The sequence below is a fragment of the Maribacter forsetii DSM 18668 genome (assembly GCF_000744105.1).
Classification (GTDB): domain Bacteria; phylum Bacteroidota; class Bacteroidia; order Flavobacteriales; family Flavobacteriaceae; genus Maribacter; species Maribacter forsetii.
Genome location: NZ_JQLH01000001.1, coordinates 3061119 through 3079654 on the forward strand (window position 1 = coordinate 3061119; position 18536 = coordinate 3079654).

Annotated in this window: 13 protein-coding genes; 12 read left to right on the plus strand and 1 reads right to left on the minus strand. The window is 35.8% G+C overall.

The genetic code is table 11. The features are described from left to right. Positions 1-100: 100 nt before the first annotated feature. From P177_RS13215 to P177_RS13255, 9 genes are all read left to right on the plus strand, one after another. Positions 101-568 carry a DUF2062 domain-containing protein gene (locus tag P177_RS13215; protein WP_036155487.1) on the plus strand — a complete coding sequence of 156 codons (468 nt, stop codon included), beginning with the start codon at positions 101-103 and terminating at the stop codon, positions 566-568. Next, a complete protein-coding gene (locus P177_RS13220; protein ID WP_036155489.1) occupies positions 565-1239 on the plus strand; it encodes a DUF6796 family protein in 675 nt (224 codons plus the stop codon). Before P177_RS13215 ends, P177_RS13220 begins: the two co-directional genes overlap by 4 nt. Then, positions 1232-2893: a CRTAC1 family protein gene (locus tag P177_RS13225; protein WP_051941835.1), complete on the plus strand. Its 1662-nt coding sequence runs from the start codon at positions 1232-1234 to the stop codon at positions 2891-2893. The genes P177_RS13220 and P177_RS13225 overlap by 8 nt, the downstream gene beginning before the upstream one ends. After that, entirely contained in the window at positions 2890-3165 is a 276-nt protein-coding gene (locus P177_RS13230) for a hypothetical protein (protein ID WP_036155491.1), read from the plus strand. The genes P177_RS13225 and P177_RS13230 overlap by 4 nt, the downstream gene beginning before the upstream one ends. Then, the gene (locus P177_RS13235; RefSeq protein ID WP_036155493.1) at positions 3155-3538 is read left to right on the plus strand and encodes a hypothetical protein; all 384 of its coding nucleotides are present in this window, start codon (positions 3155-3157) and stop codon (positions 3536-3538) included. Before P177_RS13230 ends, P177_RS13235 begins: the two co-directional genes overlap by 11 nt. 360 nt (positions 3539-3898) lie before the next feature. Next, positions 3899-5719, plus strand: coding sequence for an AAA family ATPase (locus P177_RS13240; RefSeq protein WP_036155494.1), 1821 nt, complete (start codon positions 3899-3901; stop codon positions 5717-5719). Positions 5720-5724: 5 nt separating this feature from the next. After that, a complete protein-coding gene (locus P177_RS13245) occupies positions 5725-6354 on the plus strand; it encodes a 4Fe-4S single cluster domain-containing protein (protein WP_036155496.1) in 630 nt (209 codons plus the stop codon). A 3-nt stretch (positions 6355-6357) separates the two neighbouring features. After that, the gene (locus P177_RS13250; RefSeq protein ID WP_084684691.1) at positions 6358-12552 is read left to right on the plus strand and encodes a protein kinase domain-containing protein; all 6195 of its coding nucleotides are present in this window, start codon (positions 6358-6360) and stop codon (positions 12550-12552) included. Next, positions 12549-13889 carry a hypothetical protein gene (locus tag P177_RS13255; RefSeq protein ID WP_036155499.1) on the plus strand — a complete coding sequence of 447 codons (1341 nt, stop codon included), beginning with the start codon at positions 12549-12551 and terminating at the stop codon, positions 13887-13889. The genes P177_RS13250 and P177_RS13255 overlap by 4 nt, the downstream gene beginning before the upstream one ends. 131 nt (positions 13890-14020) lie before the next feature. Here the strand turns inward: P177_RS13255 and P177_RS13260 are convergent, their stop codons facing one another. Next, positions 14021-15037 (minus strand): helix-turn-helix transcriptional regulator, encoded by a 1017-nt coding sequence (locus P177_RS13260; RefSeq protein WP_036155501.1) that lies wholly within the window; start codon positions 15035-15037, stop codon positions 14021-14023. Positions 15038-15129: 92 nt separating this feature from the next. On the opposite strand from P177_RS13260, the gene P177_RS13265 reads away from it, so the two are divergent. From P177_RS13265 to P177_RS13275, 3 genes are all read left to right on the plus strand, one after another. Further along, a complete protein-coding gene (locus P177_RS13265) occupies positions 15130-15867 on the plus strand; it encodes a nucleotidyltransferase domain-containing protein (RefSeq protein ID WP_051941837.1) in 738 nt (245 codons plus the stop codon). Next, entirely contained in the window at positions 15864-16934 is a 1071-nt protein-coding gene (locus tag P177_RS13270; protein WP_036155504.1) for a nucleotidyltransferase domain-containing protein, read from the plus strand. The genes P177_RS13265 and P177_RS13270 overlap by 4 nt, the downstream gene beginning before the upstream one ends. Before the next feature lie 200 nt (positions 16935-17134). Then, positions 17135-18532, plus strand: a complete 1398-nt coding sequence (locus P177_RS13275; RefSeq protein ID WP_036158401.1) for an RtcB family protein — start codon at positions 17135-17137, stop codon at positions 18530-18532. Positions 18533-18536 lie beyond the last annotated feature (4 nt).

Genomic DNA, 18536 nt, shown 5'->3' on the forward strand with positions numbered 1-18536 from the left:
CTTTAGTGAGATTCCTATATAAATAATACTACTTTCAAAATTGTATCAAAAGTTTTTAGTTCGTTTTACGACTTAAAGCTCATCTGAATATAATTATGAAATGAATTTTATTAAAAAAACTTGGAATAAGTTCAAAGAACTTTTTAAACAAGGGCTTACTCCTAAGCAATTGTCATTAAGTATTACTGTCGCAATAGTTGTTTCTCTGTTTCCTATTTTTGGTATTTCAACAATAGTTCTTACTGCACTTGCTGTCAGGTACAAATTAAATCTACCCATAATGATTGCATTGAGCTATGTTGTGGAGCCTATTAAGGCACTTCTTTTTATTCCTTTTATCAATATCGGCGAAACACTTTTTGGAACGGCACATACCCTATTAACTTTTGAGGCTATAAAAGCAAGTTATGACCTTAGTTTTTGGAATACGCTAAGTTCACTTTCATATGAATTACTCTGTGGTTTTGTAGGTTGGGGCTTAACTATTTTACCCGCTTCAATATTTTTTTACTTTTTATTGAAAGAAATGTTAAAATTTTTCGTCAAAGATTATAAATCAACCAAATGAGTACAAACAAAACTATTCAGTTTCTAGGGTATCTAGGATTAATCGGATCAATTCTAGTAGGTATGGGAGAATATTTACTCCACTACTCTACTAATATTTTAGGTCATTCAGAGAATTATGAATTCTTTGCCTTTGTAGACCTAGAGCATATGACTTTAGGGCACTTTTTAGCGGTCATTGGTCTACCTTTTTATTTTGCTGGGTACATTCATATATATCTAATGTTAAGATCAGGTAATGAAACATTAGCTAGATTGGTACTCGCCATTGGCCTTATTGCCTTTGCCGTTGGAGGCATATGGATTGGGTCTCGCTCTTCTATAGGTAACATTGTTCATCTTAAAGATTCCATGAACCCAGAAGTTTATAAAGATCTACTAGCGCATTATACAAATCATATGGAAGTATTAGTGCAAGCACTAAGGGTTATAGTTGCACTGCTATCTGTTGTTTTCATTGTTGCCATACTTAAAGGCGGTACGTACTATAAAAAATGGATGGCATTTTTCAGTCCAATTGTTATCTTAATTGCTGTGGCACTTGTTGGTTTAGCAATCCCGTCTATTGGTCAGCATACCTTACCAATTCTTATGAACATTACTCATTTTATACTTTTCAGCTTATCGCTATACCAACTACATATTCTTATAAAACCTTTACATAATGATTAAAAAGCTACTTAAAATAATAGGTACACTCCTATTGATGATGATAATCTTAGTCTTTTTCAGATTCTGGAGAGATTCTGTTTCTGATAAATACGATGTTAGTATTGAATCGGAGAAAATACCTGAATTTTCAAATGTACCCCTAGACTTTGTTCATAAATACACTGGTGAAAAATCACTTCCATTAGCTCCGTCAGCACTTATTGATATTGATAATGACAACATCGATGAAGTATTTTTTGGTGGAGGAATGAGCCAAGAAGATGCCATTTATGCATATCGAAATAATGAATTCGTACTAGTTTCAGAAGAAGTTGGTTTACCAAAAAAAGGCAACACCACAACTTCATTAGGAGTTGTTTCTGGAGATATGGACAATAATGGCTTTACTGACCTTATTATTGCTCGCGAAGATGGTCTTCGTATTTACTATAATGATGGTAAAACGTTTACAGAAACAATCGTTAATACACCTGTAAATAAAAAATCATCTCCTGCAGGAATTACCCTTGGTGATATTGATAAGGACGGAGATTTAGATATTTTCTTAGCTACCTACCTGCACAAAGAACTGATGGAGGGGCAAAACATTTTTGAACGCTATGATTATGGCTCTACAAGTGAGTTATTATTAAACAACGGTGATAATACTTTTAAGAGTATTACGAAAGCTGCTGGCTTAGACTACATACATAATACTTTTCAAGGGGTTTTAGTAGATATTGACAATGACTCTTGGTTAGATCTTGTTGTAGTTCATGATACCGGCGAAGCTAGAACATATAAAAATAACGGTGATTTGACTTTTACTATGCAATCGAATCCGTTAACTGGTAAGTTCGCTTACCCTATGGGGCTTGCAGTTGGTGATTATAATAATGACGGCTTGGTAGATTTTATGTTCTCTAATGTTGGTACTACCGCCCCAAATTTTATGGCAAGCGGTGACATTAAGGATAAATCCCTTTTTAATGATAAATGGATTCTGTTTAAAAATGAGGGCAATTTTGAATTTACCGATGCCGCAGAAGAGGCTAAAATTGCTGATTATGAGTTTTCATGGGGATGCACTTTTGCCGACATGAATAATGACGGACTACAAGATTTGATAGTTGCAGAAAATTATGTCGATTTTCCTTTCAGTAAAATATTTAAACTACCTGGGCGATTATTGATTCAAAAAGAAGACCACACTTTTGTACCAACAGAAACAGAAAGTGGTGTTGAAAATCTTTTGTATGGTATAACCGCACTTGTAAGTGATTTTAATGCTGATGGACATTTAGACCTTATTTGGACAAATATCGATGGTCCTTCAAATGCTTTTATCAATAAAGGAAATGCTAACAATTTTGTACAAGTAACTTTAGCAGATGCTGCAGAAGCTATGGGAGCTAAAGTTACCGTTGTTACACCAGATGAAACTTATACAGATTGGCTGGTAACCGGTGAAGGATTAGCGAGTGATCAAACTGCATTACTGCACTTTGGATTAGGCAAAACTCAGCATATCGATAAAATAACGGTAGCCTATTCAAATGGTAATAAAGATGAGATTATTTCGCCTAAAATTAATTCGGTTGTAGATGTTATCAAAGAACGTAATCTACAAATGGCAAATGATACTGTAGTAACAACCTTGAAAACAAAAAAATGATAGAATCTCTAAAAAGAATGTTCAATAAAAGACCAGACGAATTCGATAAAGTTCCGGAAGGTGTTTGTCCTAATTGCTGGGGTGACCAAGAATATGGAAACGTAGTTCGTGAAAAATATAAGGATCTACAGATTGAAGTTAATAATCACAGTAGTAAACATGCCTTTATTCAAAATTTTGTGGTTACCCATTTAACAGGTATACAGCTAAAAAGTAAGGTTAGCGGTCTAGAGTGCCCCACTTGTCATATAACCCCTAAAAATGAAAGCTAGTACTACTTTATTCTGGGTTATAAATATGCTATTCCTCATCGGTCTTTTTGGTGCGGGTAGTCTAGTTATTACAGAATTTACAACAGGTGATGGCTGCCCCAAATTTGGGGCTGTGCCTGCTTGTTTAATCATCTTAATATGTTTTATACTTCCCTTTATTTCGCATTTGCTTAAAAAATGGAATCTCATTTATTTCTTATTTACCGGTATTGCAGCACTAATTGCTTTAGTGGCATCGGTAATGCAGTTTATAGGTAATGCAGAATGCCCTAAAACTGATTCAGGAATACCTATGTGTTATATATCGTTACTGATTTTCACATCACTTATCATCCTCAAAAAAATTCAACTTAATTACCTTAATAACAAGTAACTAAGTAACTTAATTTGCAATCTCCCTTTTTGTATTTAACGCTTATCTAAATTTAGTGAGACTCCAAAATCATACCACGTAGTAAAGAGTATTTTCCTTCACCGCTATTTATACTTTATTAAGCCATCTTCAGTACCTGATTAGGTAGATTACTTCTTACTGGTTATTGCTGTACTGTTTTTCACTTTCGCAAAAACGTAACCTAAATACTACGTTACACAAACTATTTTCAAATAGAATCAATTATATTTGAGTACACTCGGCGTAGTTGTAATTGTCTTTTATTTGAAATATTAAACAACTGATATCGTTCAATTAAAAAGCTTTTATACAGCTTCATAAATTTCAAGTCAAACATATATGAAAGATACCAAAGTAAGATGGCTACAAGACCTTAGAAGATTTGTTACACTTAAGAGCCAATTTATACTTTCTGGAAACACCAAAGACTTACAACTTATTGACAATGGTTTTGGCGGTTTCAACTGGCATCGGCTAGAAAATGCAATAGATATTGAACTTAAAAGTTTAGGTTACGCCCAAGTATTATACTACAATCCGTTAGACGGATTTGATATTCCTTTTTTTACCGGGAATGCCAATGAGAAAAAAGCCCTGTTCAACAAGCTGAACATACCGCTAAGCAGTCCCGCTAGTTTTAATAATCTAGATACTTTTAATAAAGTACTTCAATCTATAGTCAACTTTAAAGAAAGTCCTATTGCATTGATTGTAGATTTTGCATCGCAACTGCTTATGAATCCTGAAAGTTTGGTAAAAGCGGAGCACGATACTTTTAGTCTTGCAAACGTACTTTCACAAACCACAAATACAAGACCCCACGGTACTCCTCCCTGTCCATTTTACAATTCGGTAATTTGGATCGTAGATAAAGAAGGTGATCTACCTGATTGGATGGTGGTAAACAATCCTAAAATACGTCACATTCCCATTGAAAAACCAGACCACATTGTACGTAGAAGACTTGTAGATACATTGATACAGGGTTTTGGAAAACAGGATGAAGATCTAGATAAAATAGTGACCGATTTTGTAAATGAAACTGAAGGTCTATTACTTTTAGACCTTGTAGCGATAATTGAGCTTACAAGGGCAGAGGCTATACCTATTACCCATATTGCCGATGCCGTGCGTAGATACAAAGTTGGTGTAACAGAAGATCCTTGGATAAATATTGACAGAGAGAAAATTGTACAGGGAGAAACCTTTATTAAAACCCGTGTAAAAGGGCAAGATCATTCCGTGCAACATATTATGGATATTGTAAAAAGGGCTATTACCGGTGTGGGTTCTTCTAAACGAAATAGTCGACCTAGAGGTGTAGTATTTTTAGCAGGACCAACGGGTGTTGGTAAAACGGAATTGGCAAAAACATTGACCAGTTTACTTTTTGGAGATGAGAATGCGTACATACGCTTTGATATGTCTGAGTTTAGCGCAGAGCATTCTGATCAACGACTTTTAGGCGCACCTCCCGGGTATGTGGGTTATGATGTTGGCGGTGAATTAACCAATGCAGTACGCGAAAAACCCTTTAGCGTACTTCTATTTGATGAAATTGAAAAAGCGCATCCACGTATATTAGATAAGTTTCTACAGATTCTTGACGATGGTGTTCTAACCAGTGGTCGTGGTGATAAAGTATATTTTTCAGAAACACTTATCATTTTTACTTCTAACCTTGGTATTTACAAGAAAACAGCTACTGGTGGTCGTATAGCGCATACTTCTTATGAAGATCCCTTTGAAACCATTCAAGAAAAAATTAAATATGAAATAGAGAACTATTTCAAGTTTGAACTGAACAGACCTGAACTTCTAAATCGTATTGGTGATAATATTATCGTTTTTGACTACATAAGACCAAATGTTGGCGAGATGATTTTTGATATGATGCTTGATAATCATTTAAAGGCCATTCAAAAGCAACTAAATATCACCCTGAATCTAGACGAATCTGTAAAAAAGAGTCTCAAAGAATTAGCCTTAAAAGACTTAAGTAATGGTGGTAGAGGTATTCGAAATAAAATAGAATATCACTTCATCACCCCTATTTCCCGCTCTCTTTTTAGTCTTGACCCGTTGCCAAATGATGTTTTGAAAGCTACTGCTATTACCGTGGATAATACTGGCACAACTATCACCCTGCAAAAACAATAACCTTTATGGATATTCATATATCTAGAGTGCACTATCCCGTTACAACACTAGGACCTGGAAAACGGATAGGTATTTGGCTGCAAGGCTGTTCAATTCATTGCGAAGGTTGTATTTCTATGGATACTTGGCAATTTAACATCAACAAAGTAGCTATTAATGATTTAAAGCAAGTTTTAAAAGCTTGGTTACCACAGTGTGACGGAATTACCATCACTGGTGGTGAACCTTTTGACCAAGAAAATGCACTAAAAGAACTACTTGTATTCTTAAATTCTTTCAACAAGAATATATTAGTGTATAGCGGCTATCCATTTGATGTGTTAAAGGATAAAGTTCTGGTGCAAAATGGATTGATAGATGTTCTAATTTCTGAGCCTTATGACCACAAAGAAAATCAGACCAAAAGGCTTCTTGGTAGTGACAATCAAAAAGTGAATTTTTTAACAGCGTTAGGAAAAAGTGAATTTACTACGTACTTAGAACAACCCATAGAGAAAAAACTAGATATTCATATAACCCCAGAGACTATATGGATGGCAGGCATACCCATAGACGGAATGAATGAGATAACTCAAGCAAGTAAAGAAAATAATGTAACCTTATCGCATAGTCAAGCAGTGACTAAAAATAAATAATTTATGGAATTTGTAAGAGTTTGTCCTGCTTGCCAAAGTGAACGCCCCGTTCAAGAAATGTACTGCCAAAATACAGTGAATGACACTACGTGTAGTTGGTTGCTCATGAACGTTACCCAAACACCAAAGGGGGGCAAGGTAGAAATTGAAAATATCCCTGAGGTTGTTAATGCACGCCACTGTACTAACGGACACGAAGTACAGCCAAACGATTTTATGTGTATGGAATGTGGCGCAGATATTGAAACGCTTTCCGTACCACAAGAAAATGATAATGTTAAGCAAATAGACGAATATAAAGTTGTAAAAACAGTACAAGCAGAACGCACTACCAAAGAATGTTTTATTGTTAAAGACGCAGCCGACAAAAAATACTTTCTCACCTTATATTTTGAAAATAGCGAGCCAGACAAAAGTATTTATAAGGTATTGGATAAAATGGATAGCGACCATATTGCCACACTTATAAAAACTGGCGAATGGAACGGTCGCTTTTTTGAAGTTTCCGAATGTATAGATGGTGGGTCCATAGATAAACTCGGTTACCTAGAGCTTGATAAAATTGAGAAATTAGTAGATGAAGTTGGCAGAGCAATACACGATTTTTCTGAGGCTGGTATTCGCCATCGCGATATCTGTCCTAAAAATCTACTGCTTAGAGATTCTGAAAATTTTGATGTTGTAATTATAGATTATAGTTCTGCACGTTTGTCTGATTATGATCTAGATACCGACACACCTATTGAACTCACAAGATATACCGCACCAGAAGCTATTATTGGTGGCATTAGTCCTGCTTCAGATTGGTGGAGTTTAGGTATGATCGTTCTTGAGCACATCACCAAAGGGGCTTTCTTTGACAATATCAATGACAAAGCCTTTATGATACATTTAATCACTAGGGGTGTGGATATTCCGCCTTCTATTGATGAGCGCATTTTACTTTTACTTAAGGGATTACTTTACAGAGACCCAGTTAAACGTTGGAATTGGGAACAGGTTGATAAATGGCTCAAAAATGAAGAGGTCTTAGCTCCTGTAGAACAGCATACAACAACTACAAAAAAAGAAAAGAAGATTACGTTAGGTTCTGAAAGCTACACCAATGTTGCTTTTTTTGCACTGGCCGCTGCTGAAGAAGAACATTGGGAAGAAGGCTTATCGCTTTTTAATTCTGGTTCTCTTGCAAGTTGGGTAAGTGAAGTACTTGGTAATGACCAAAAATCTGCTGCCGTACGTAATCTTAGAAACAAAGAAGACATTGCGCTAGAATGGCGCTACCCCCTAGCCTTAATGGTCTTAAACGAGTCATTACCGTTAACTTGGCGTGGACAGATCGTAATCCCGGCATGGCTAATGGGGAATACGAAAGAAGCTATCAAACTTGTTGAAAGCCAAGTGCCCGATTATCTTGCAAGTATCCAGCGAGAAAAGTGGCTTACACAACTTAAAGAAAGAAAAGCTAACATTGCGCGTAAAGCCAAAAATCAGACAATTCAATTAGACAACGATAAGTTTTTAATCTACAGCCTTAGTTCTTCTCGAGTTAAACTTAAATCTGAATTAGATTTCTTACGCCGACTCTACCCGGATGCTCATAATGACGGTCTCTCAGATGTTATGAGTAATCTACGTGTGCGGGAAGAAGATATGATACTTGTTTTAAGTGCCAACCGTAATCAGTTTATTACACTTGAAGAACTTTTAAACAAGACGAAAAAACTTGCAAAAAAGCATGATCTAGAACTCAATATTCCTTTTTATGAAGCATGCCTTGTAAAGTATAGATTAGAGATTTTTGAGATGCTCAACAACCATTTAGAAGGTTTCTCTCGCTGTAATAATGAAGCGCTAGATAGATGGGCAGATCGTTTTAGAATTGAAAAGCGATTGCCCATTATACCTTCCGTTTTGTGTCTTTCTGTACCCAAGAATCAATGGATTGCCCCACCAAAACATGAATACGGCTCTAGCTTGTTACGTCATTTTGAGAAAAAGGTTGTTTATGCCTCCTCTAGAGGACCGTTGGTTAGGTTAATCATATCAAAACACTCTGCTCGTATAGATTTAAATGAACTGGGTACAAGTTTAAAAACTACGGAAAAACTTGTTCAAAACATTCTTAAAAGGTCTACAGGTACTGAAAATGTAGACCCCTTGGCTTTCAATAAGAATGCACTATTAGCAAGACGCACTAGAAGAATGCTGCTTAAAGCTGCCAATTTTAAAAGAGATACGGGTCTAGATTCCCTGTTTATGGGTTTTCCTTTTTTGATCGCCCAACAGAAAATGACCCACAGGCCGCGCATAATGCCTATTTTATTATGGCCCGTTCATCTAGACTTTAGCTCACGGGCAACTACATCTTTGAAAATCAGTTTTGATTATACCCAAGGTGAAGTGAGACTGAACCCCGCCCTTGCTAATACATTAGATCCTGATAGTTACAAAAAAATAGAAAAAATAAGCCGTGAGATTCTTGGGAGACAATCGTTGCATAGTTCTGAAATTATAGATGCTTTTAGCGCATGTTTTCCTGCCAAGAGTAACGAGCTTGCCGCCCACCCTAGCGTTAATTTTAAAAGAGGTGAAGTTGGAACGGAGCTTCATCCATCTGCAGTATTCTTTAATGCAAATTTCACAGGTCAAGCAATTAGTGAAGACTTACGTTTATTACAAAAATTACCGCATACAGGTTCTTCAATGGAGCCTATCTTAAAAATTTCTGAACCTGAAATTATAGAACAGGTTGCCGATAGTACAGAAAACGACCGCTACACTACAATGGCAATTGACCCATCTCAAGATAATGCTGTACTAAAAAGTAGAACAGCTCCAGGTATTGTAATAGAAGGTCCACCGGGTACGGGGAAAAGTCAGACCATTGTAAATATTATTTCAGATTGTATTGGTCGTAAAGAAAAAGTATTGGTCATTTCTCAAAAAAGAGCTGCAATACAAGTTATTCTAAAAAGATTACAGGCTGTAGGTCTAGAAAAGAGAGCTTTGTTGATTACAGACTTAGCAAGAGACCGCCAACCCATAATACAAGGTATTCGAGAACAAGTAGCGCATTATTATTCTCAACCTTACAATCAAAATACATTAGATAACCTAGCTCAGAAACGCGAAAATTTAGGTAAAAAAATAGATCGAATAGAGGCTAATCTCGATGTACTATCGCATCAAATTCATCTTGTAGACGAAACTTCTGGTTTAAGCTATCGTAATGTACTTTCAGAATTAATTGATATTACTTCTAAAGAATACATTGAAGTTCCAGAGCTGAGAATGCTTTTTGAAAACAGCACTAGAAATAAGCTTAACATCCATATTGAAGAAATAAGTAGTTTAATAACAGACTGGGTTCCGTCTAAATATGAAAACAACCATCTTCAAAACCTTCAAGTCACTTCTTTTGACAGCACTACAGAAAGTGTATTGACCAATGACCTAAAGACCTTTTACGAAGCAGAGAAAGAGCGTGTACAATTCATTAAAGAAACCTCTGGAAAGTTAGACACCCCAAACGCTGCCCATTATAGTGAATGGTTAGCTATACATAAAGAGGTATTACTTAATGTATCAAAACCGCAGGCTTCTCAAAGTCAACTCTGGCTAGACCTTCTATATGATGAATTTGACAATCGCTCTATAGGAGATGATATTCATGATAAATTACTCAATTTATTAGCGCAAGTAGAACAGCTCATCTCTAATTATCAAGACGACCGATTCGCTCAATATTTTGATTCTTTAGATGATGAAAAAGTATTGAAATTAAATAAAGCTTGTGCTACCTACTTGAGCACTTCCAGTTTAAAAGTGCTCAATCCTTTCTATTGGCTATCTAAATCGCAACTTAAAAAAGTAGCGAATAAGCACAATCTTCAATTAACCGAAAAAACCGTTAGAGAATTACAAACTGCAGTAAGCCATGAGAACAATTTTAGAGCTTACCGTAATGAATATGCCCAACATCTGGTAAAGCTAAAAACCAATTCGCTCGTTATAGAAGAACCAAGACGACTAGCGGTAGACATAAAATCAACTGCGCGTGAACTTGAACAAGCCAGCTCATTAGTACGTATTTTAAGAAGCTGCCCAGCGAAAGAAGAAGCAAGAACAGTTTTAGAAACCGGAAATGAAAATGGGTATACAGAATTTTCAGTTGCTTTAGAAAGTGCCAGCAAACGTTATAAAAACAGGCAACAATCTATTGAAAAGTTACAGGTGCTAGAAAAATGGTTAACACCAGAATCCGTCTCAGCATTTAATGGTGCAATAGTGCAAAACGACACCGACCTAGACCTTATGGAGAATATCATTGCTGATATGACTGTTTTTGTTCCCTATCAAAAATTCAGAATACGCTTCAATGACAGTCCGTCTAAAAATAAGCTCATAGAAATATTCGCAGTTCTAAGAAACTACGAAAAAGAAATATCTAGTTTTTCTCAGGAAAAATGGTCAACTATCATTGCCACTTCACTACATCGTGAAGGTTTATTGGCTTGGAAGCAGCGTATAGAAAAGTCATACCCATCTATGCTTATGGCCGAGAGTGAGGTACTAAATAAAATTAGTGATCTAGAAGAAAATCTAGAGGCAATGAAAGCGCTTAATCAGAATATTTTAGCTTTAAACTATAATTTTGATGATATAGATTCGCAAACCGCATGGAACAGTATTACCAGATTAAGAGGTAAGAATTACAAAAAACTCCGTGAATTTATTTCGGAAGGTGAGCCTTTAGGTCTGTTAGAATTAAGACCTGTCTGGCTTATGAATCCAGAAGTGGTTTCTCAGGCATTACCGCTACAAGCCGGTATGTTCGATGTTGTTATTTTCGACGAGGCATCGCAAATGCTAGTGGATCATGCCATACCTGCACTTTATAGAGGAAAACGGGTGATAATAAGTGGTGATGAAAAACAAATGCCCCCAACAGGATTTTTCACTAAAAAATTAGAAGAGAATGATGATGAACTAGATCAGGCAGAACTTGACGAAGACCATTCTGAAGAGGAGCTTGAAAATTATGAGGATGCGTGGAATAAGAAAGAAGTAAAAGACAGTCCGGATCTTTTATCACTGGCTAAAACCGTTCTGCCTACCACTACCCTACAAATTCATTATCGATCAAAATACAAGGCGCTTATCAATTTTTCCAATTATGCATTCTATGACGCCATGCTTCATATTCCTGCATATCACCCTAAAGAAGAAATTGCCGTGGTGAAGCCTATTGAAGTTCTTCGTGTTAACGGAATCTATGACGAACAAACCAATGTTGCAGAAGCAAATACACTAATTGAATATTTAGCCGAACATTGGGCGCTACCCGAAGCTGAAAGACAAAGCACCGGTATTGTTACCTTCAATAAAAAACAAGCGGAGCTCATAGAAGATACTATTGAAGAATACGCTGCTGAAAATGCCACTTTTGGTCGTGCGCTTACCATAGCAAGAAATAAGCAGCAAGATGGAGAAGACATGGGCTTCTTTGTTAAAAATGTAGAAAATGTTCAAGGAGATGAGCGTGATATGATTTTGTTCAGTACCACTTTTGGTATTAATCCTTTAGGTGCTTTCCGTCGTAATTTTGGTGCACTAGGTCATCGGGGTGGTGAACGCCGTCTTAATGTGGCAATTACGAGAGCAAGAAACAAAGTGGTAATTGCCACCTCTATGCCTACCCAAGCAATTTCAGATATTTTGTCTACAGGTAGACTAGCCTCTAAACCACGGGACTATATACAAACCTATCTTAACTACGCGGAAATACACTCTAACGAGCAAATAGATATTGCTACCAAAACTTTACGTCTTTTATCCACTGGTGATCATCAGCAAATAACAAAAGTTAGAAATGACGGATTTAAAAATATCGTTAGAGCATTCGTTGAAAGCTTAGGGTATGAAACCGTAGAAGACAATGAGAATTCCGTATTCTATATGGACCTTGCCATTAGAGACAAAGAACGTGGTCATTTTATATTGGGTATAGAATGTGACGCCCCGTATGACAGTCTTTTAAAGCAGGCTCGTTATAGAGAATTGTGGCGACCTAAAGTTTTGAAAAGGTCCATTCCACATATTCACAGAACCACCTCTTATCAGTGGCTTGAGAATACGCAAGAGGAGCAATTAAAATTAAAAAACGCCATTGAATTGGCACTTATACAAAATACATGAGCGGACCTAAAGTAGTACGTATTGTTACACCTCAAGAACGTCAAATTATAAAAGATCGATGGCTCACACAACTCGCACATGCCTTAAAACGAACTGAAGATTATGCTCAAAAAAATAATCTATTAGATAATGATTTGAAGAAAGGGATTCTAGAAACCCATGAACATTATGCCAATTTAACCATAGATGATTATCGACAAATTGAGCTAGAAGTACCGCAGCAGATAGCTTACTTAAATGCAGAACTTAAGAAACTTAAACATAAAGTCGCCAGCGAAAGAACTTCAGATTGGGATAGATTTAGGCAACTTAAAAGCACCCATAATGAGTTGAAAGCGCTTTCGAAAGAAAAAAATATTGTTTTTGCCCCTTTTGATGCTCCTAGTATCCTAACAAAAAGTCATTTACAAACATATAAGTCACAAGTAGATAACTTATATGAACTGCTACAAAAATCAATTTCCAAGGCTGACGCGTTATCTGAGGAGCAACTGGAGTTACAAGAGCGTTTGTTTGAAGGCGAAAGTATGTTATTGGTTACTGACTGGAAAGCCAAACTACCAAGAACCAAATCTCGCCTTAAAAAACTAGAAGACACGCTCAAAGAAATGTACGTTTATGAAATGTCTCAAGTAAAAATACAGACCTTAATAGATCGTTGTGGACAACTTGATGCCAACGATTTTAATTATGAGGTGCAATTAGATTCCCTTATTATAGATGCTGCGGACTTCACTAAAAATGAACTTGCACTTCGTGAAGCTCGTGAAGACCTCAGCAATAGTTTGCTCCTAATAAAAACACTTGGAGAAGATTTTAAATTTGTACCAAAATGGACAGAAATACTTCAATCTATAGAACTTGACCTTGTATTAGAAACAGCAGAAAAGGCTCGAACATTTTATGAAAATACCTCTGAAAGCCAAATTGTAGAAGCAAGAAGAATTGCCATTACATCTGCCCTAGAGAAAGCTGGATATACTATAAATGACAATATGCAAACTGCTTGGGTTGAAGACGGGCGCCTAGTTGTTAAAAAGGAATCAAATTCACTTTACGGAGTTGAAATTATGAGTCCTACAAACTTAAGTCGTATTCAGGCGCGCGTTGTAGCTGATGAAAACCGAAGTAATGAAAGATCGCCGAGTCTCGATAAAAATGAAGAAGAGACATGGTGCGATAATATTGACCAAATAAGAACCTTATTGGCTGATGAAGATCTTGAAATTATTATTGATAAAATGGAAGAGCCTGGGGCAATTCCTCTTAAAGAAGTGCCTTTAAATAGCGGGTATGAAAGCCGTAAACAGGGGGTTGAGAAGAAACTAAGGAGTTAGAATTATATTAATTTAAATAATCTAATAGCCTGCTTTAATAATGAAGTTATGTGATTAAAAGCACTGTTAATGATCAATTAAACAAGGATTTTTTTTATTAATACTAATTAATGGACACGATTGAGTTAAGCTTACTCTACATCATACAACTTCTTTGCTTTATTTACTCGTAGGGCAAGGCGTTTGACTAAACGCTCTGGCTGCATAACCTTCATAGCTTCTCCGTAACCCAGTATAATTCGCTCTAACTCAAAATTCAATTTGACCTTAATACCTATAACTATGCTACCGTCTTCATTTCTTTCTTCAATGCATTGCGAATGATGTAAGGGTTTTGTTTCAACATACGGTGCATGCCTTTGATGCACCCACAACTTTACATTACCTGCTCTTTCTCCTTGGTTTACAGTTACTCCAATTACATTCTTATAAAATTCATCTGCATTAAAATCTTCTTGAATATAAGGCTCAACAAAATTGTAATCAACACTTTTAATACGGTCTAGAGCTAGATTAACGACCCCTCTAGATTTTGCTCCTTTCCCAATTAGAAACCATCGATTATTGAATTCTTTTAATAATATAGGATGAAACTGAATCAACCCAGACTGCTTTGCTTTAAATGATTGATACTCTATTGTTAATACTATTTTCTTCTGAATTGCTTGGTACAATTCATCTAACCAATGAAGCCCTTTTAAGTTCTCGTTTTTGTCTAAGTGAATGATTGAAGCTTGATGTGTTTTCTCTGTGTACACCTTATCTTCTAAACGTTGAATAATGCCCCCTAATTCAGAAAACAATGAAAAGTCTTTAAATTGTTTTAGCATTTCTACAGTCTCCGAAAGTACGTTCATATCATTTTCTGTTAAAGGAATATCAGTAATGGAATACTCATCCTCCTCGTACTTGTAATATTTTTTATCGTAAACTTTTATGGGTGCATTATAACCCAACTTATCGCTTCGCATTAATTGAATATCCATTTGCACGGTACGCTTACTTACATTGATTTCACGACCCTCATATTCATACAAGGCATCTGAACAAGCTTCGATCAAATCATCTAATGTCCATTGACGGTATGTATTCTGAAGACATTTATCAATGGTTTTATAACGGATAAGTGCATTTTTATTGATAGCCATTTCAATTCATTTTTACTAAAAATAACACATCAATTTTTACTACGCAAAATAACTGCGTAGTACATTGTCATATTTGTATCGTAATTAGAGAAATGATGATACACAAACTAAACAATTTAGCAAAAAATAAAAAAGTAGATATCCTTTTTGCTTGCGAATCAGGTAGCAGAGCTTGGGGATTTGCATCACCAGATAGTGATTATGATGTTCGATTTGTTTACACTCATCCCCTAGACTGGTATCTATCTGTTTCAGCAAAAAAAGATACTATTGATATTATGGATGGTGATTTTGACGCTGTTGGTTGGGAACTTCGAAAGAAGCTGCGTCTTCTTAAAAAGTCTAACGTACCTGCTTTAGAACATCTATTTTCTCCTATAAGTTATATTGAGGAAAGTGAATCTATAAAAGAACTTAGAGCCATAGCTGAAGATTGCTTTTCTCCAGTAGCTTGTATGTACCATTATTTAAGTATGAGCAAAAAATATGAAGAAAAACTAACGGATGAAAAAGTAAAACTAAAGAGTTTGTTTTATGCATTACGAACAGCTTTGGCGGGTAAATGGATACTAGAACATAATACAATGCCACCAGTTGTTTTTAGTAAAATGCTATCTCTAGTTAAAAAGGGTGAAGAAGATGAAATAAGAAATTTGATGGTTATAAAATCAGAGAATAATGAAAGTTATCTGCATTCTAGAAATGAAAAGGTCATAGAACTGATAACAAGAGTCATTTGTACTAACGAGAAGTACGCAAAATCACTTTTTGGCGGAAACCCTGATACAGATAGAATAGATAGTTTTTTATATAAAACCTTGAGCAAATGAAAACAATAGAAGAACTAAAAGCTTCAGGAAATATCATATTTGAATGTATAAGCGGCAGTAGAGCATACGGACTTGCTACCCCTACCTCGGATACGGATATTCGTGGAGTTTTTATATTGCCAAAAGAAAAGTACTATTCATTAGAATATGTGGGTCAAATAAATAACGAGACGAATGATATTGTTTATTATGAGCTCAAGAAATTCGTGGAACTTCTTTCAAAAAACAATCCTAATATTCTTGAACTTTTAAGTGCACCAGAAGATTGTGTTCTTTTAAAACATCCTATATATGATACGCTTAAATCTAAATACTTCCTTTCAAAATTGTGCAAGGACACTTTTGCCAATTATGCATTTACTCAAATAAAAAAGGCAAGAGGGTTAAAGAAAAAAATAGTAAACCCAGTAGAAAAAGAACGAAAATCTGTTACTGATTTTTGCTTTGTTCGAAAAGAAAAACGTTCGGTGCCTTTGCATACATTTTTAGAAACTGAAGACCTCGATGCAACCCGTTGCGGATTGGCAAAAATAAGCCACATGAAAGACTGTTACAATCTATTCGATAATGCTTATATGAAGTATAGTGGAATCGCCCGAGAAAATGCGAATGAAGTCTGTCTGAGTTCTATTCCTAAATCAGAGGTGCCAGTAGCTATTCTATATTTTAATAGAGATGGGTATTCATCCTATTGTAAAAAATATAAAGAATATTGGTCTTGGGTAGAAAAAAGAAATGAAGATCGATACAAAAGCAATATCTCACATAATAAAAACTACGATGCCAAAAATATGATGCATACTTTTCGATTATTGCATATGGCGAAAGAAATTGGGAAAGATAGTAGAATCAATATTAAAAGAACAGAAAGAGACTTTCTTTTGTCCATAAAGAACGCTGAATTCGAATATGAAGAGCTAGTTAAAAGGGCAGAAAAGTTAAGATTGGAATTAGATGATATCTATGAAAAATCAAGCCTTATGGAAAGACCTGATTTGGATACGATAAACAAATTATTAGTAGAAATAAGAGAACAATTCTATAAACAATTCAACTACGCAAAATAACTGCGTACATGATTCTCAAGTTTGTACCAAAATCATAAAGGAGACCAGTTAAACAGTCTTCATGTAGCGCTCTGCCGAACGATTGGAGTCGGCAGAGCTAATTAAAAGAAATTATGAAATGAGCTAGACAGATTTGCCAATTATATAAAATCTCCAATAGCGAATTGCATATGACCTTTAAAAATAAAAAAGTTAAACAGATGAAAAATACAGTAAATATCACAGGAAAAGAATTAATCGATTTAGGTTTTCGCTCAGGAAAATGGTTTCCTAAAGCCATCGAATATATAAACAACAACCAATTGGAGGAAGAAGCTATGCTTGAGTTCTTAGAACAATATCGTTTACCTCCTATGATAAACTTGCACACGACAGCTGCCGAATTCGCTATAAACATTAAAGCGGAAAATGAACTGGAAGAGACCAATGTAACGAAAGTAGTTGATTCAATGAAAGTTTTGATGCGCACGCCTACTGCAGTTAACGGTGCCATTATGCCAGATGCATGCCCTACCGGACCACTAGGAACAATACCTGTTGGTGGTGTAATTGTAGCAAAGAATGCTATCCACCCAGGTATGCATAGTGCAGACATCTGTTGCTCGGTAATGTTAACCGATTTCGGAAAAATAGATCCAAAAGTGGTTTTAGATGCCGCACATTCAATTACGCATTTTGGACCTGGAGGAAGACCTCGCGGTAAACAATACAAATTACCCGAAGAATTATTAGCTGAGTTCAAAGCAAATAAACTTTTGAATACACCTAAAGATATAAGCCTTGCAATAGAACATTTAGGAACCCAAGGTGATGGTAATCACTTTTTGTTTGTTGGTATTTCAGAAAAAACAGGCAATACTATGATGATTACGCATCACGGATCAAGAGCTCCAGGAGCTAGTTTATATAAAAAAGGAATGCACATCGCTGAACGATTTAGAAAAGATCTTTGCCTAGCTGCATTAAAACAAAATGCATGGATCCCTTTTGAAACTGAAGAGGGCCAATTGTACTGGAGTGCATTACAGACGATAAGGAAATGGACCAAGTTAAACCATGAGTGTATTCATGACTCCACTTTAGAAGTTCTAGAGATGGAAGCTGAAGACCGTTACTGGAATGAACATAATTTTGTTTTCAAAGACGGAGATTTGTTCTATCATGCTAAAGGAGCAACTCCGTTGGATCCTAAATTTATGCCTGATATTACGGGACCAAGATTAATACCCTTGAATATGGCTGAACCTGTTTTGATTGTGGAAGGTAAAACAACCAATAAGAACTTAGGTTTTGCTCCGCACGGTGCAGGCAGAAATATGAGTCGAACCCAGCATAAAAGAAACAATGCAGATTTTACGAAAGAAGCCTTGTTTGAGCTGGAGACGAAAGGATTAGATGTTCGTTTCTTTTCTAAAGAAATAGATATCTCTGAATTACCCAGCGCTTATAAAAATGCACAAACGGTTCGTTCTCAAATGGAAGAATATGATTTAGGTAAGGTAATTGATAAAGTAATGCCTTATGGTTGTATTATGGCTGGAGATTTTCAGATTAATGCGCCTTGGAGGAAGAAAAGGAGAAAGAAAACTAAAATTTAATTTA

Bases quoted from the DNA above. Each gene is read 5' to 3' on its own strand.
- P177_RS13275 (WP_036158401.1), top strand. From the start codon at position 17,135: ATGAAAAATACAGTAAATATCACAGGAAAAGAATTAATCGATTTAGGT.
- P177_RS13260 (WP_036155501.1), bottom strand. From the start codon at position 15,037: ATGGCTATCAATAAAAATGCACTTATCCGTTATAAAACCATTGATAAA.
- P177_RS13225 (WP_051941835.1), top strand. From the start codon at position 1,232: ATGATTAAAAAGCTACTTAAAATAATAGGTACACTCCTATTGATGATG.
- P177_RS13250 (WP_084684691.1), top strand. From the start codon at position 6,358: ATGGAATTTGTAAGAGTTTGTCCTGCTTGCCAAAGTGAACGCCCCGTT.
- P177_RS13230 (WP_036155491.1), top strand. From the start codon at position 2,890: ATGATAGAATCTCTAAAAAGAATGTTCAATAAAAGACCAGACGAATTC.
- P177_RS13235 (WP_036155493.1), top strand. From the start codon at position 3,155: ATGAAAGCTAGTACTACTTTATTCTGGGTTATAAATATGCTATTCCTC.
- P177_RS13220 (WP_036155489.1), top strand. From the start codon at position 565: ATGAGTACAAACAAAACTATTCAGTTTCTAGGGTATCTAGGATTAATC.
- P177_RS13240 (WP_036155494.1), top strand. From the start codon at position 3,899: ATGAAAGATACCAAAGTAAGATGGCTACAAGACCTTAGAAGATTTGTT.
- P177_RS13265 (WP_051941837.1), top strand. From the start codon at position 15,130: ATGATGATACACAAACTAAACAATTTAGCAAAAAATAAAAAAGTAGAT.
- P177_RS13215 (WP_036155487.1), top strand. From the start codon at position 101: ATGAATTTTATTAAAAAAACTTGGAATAAGTTCAAAGAACTTTTTAAA.
- P177_RS13270 (WP_036155504.1), top strand. From the start codon at position 15,864: ATGAAAACAATAGAAGAACTAAAAGCTTCAGGAAATATCATATTTGAA.
- P177_RS13255 (WP_036155499.1), top strand. From the start codon at position 12,549: ATGAGCGGACCTAAAGTAGTACGTATTGTTACACCTCAAGAACGTCAA.
- P177_RS13245 (WP_036155496.1), top strand. From the start codon at position 5,725: ATGGATATTCATATATCTAGAGTGCACTATCCCGTTACAACACTAGGA.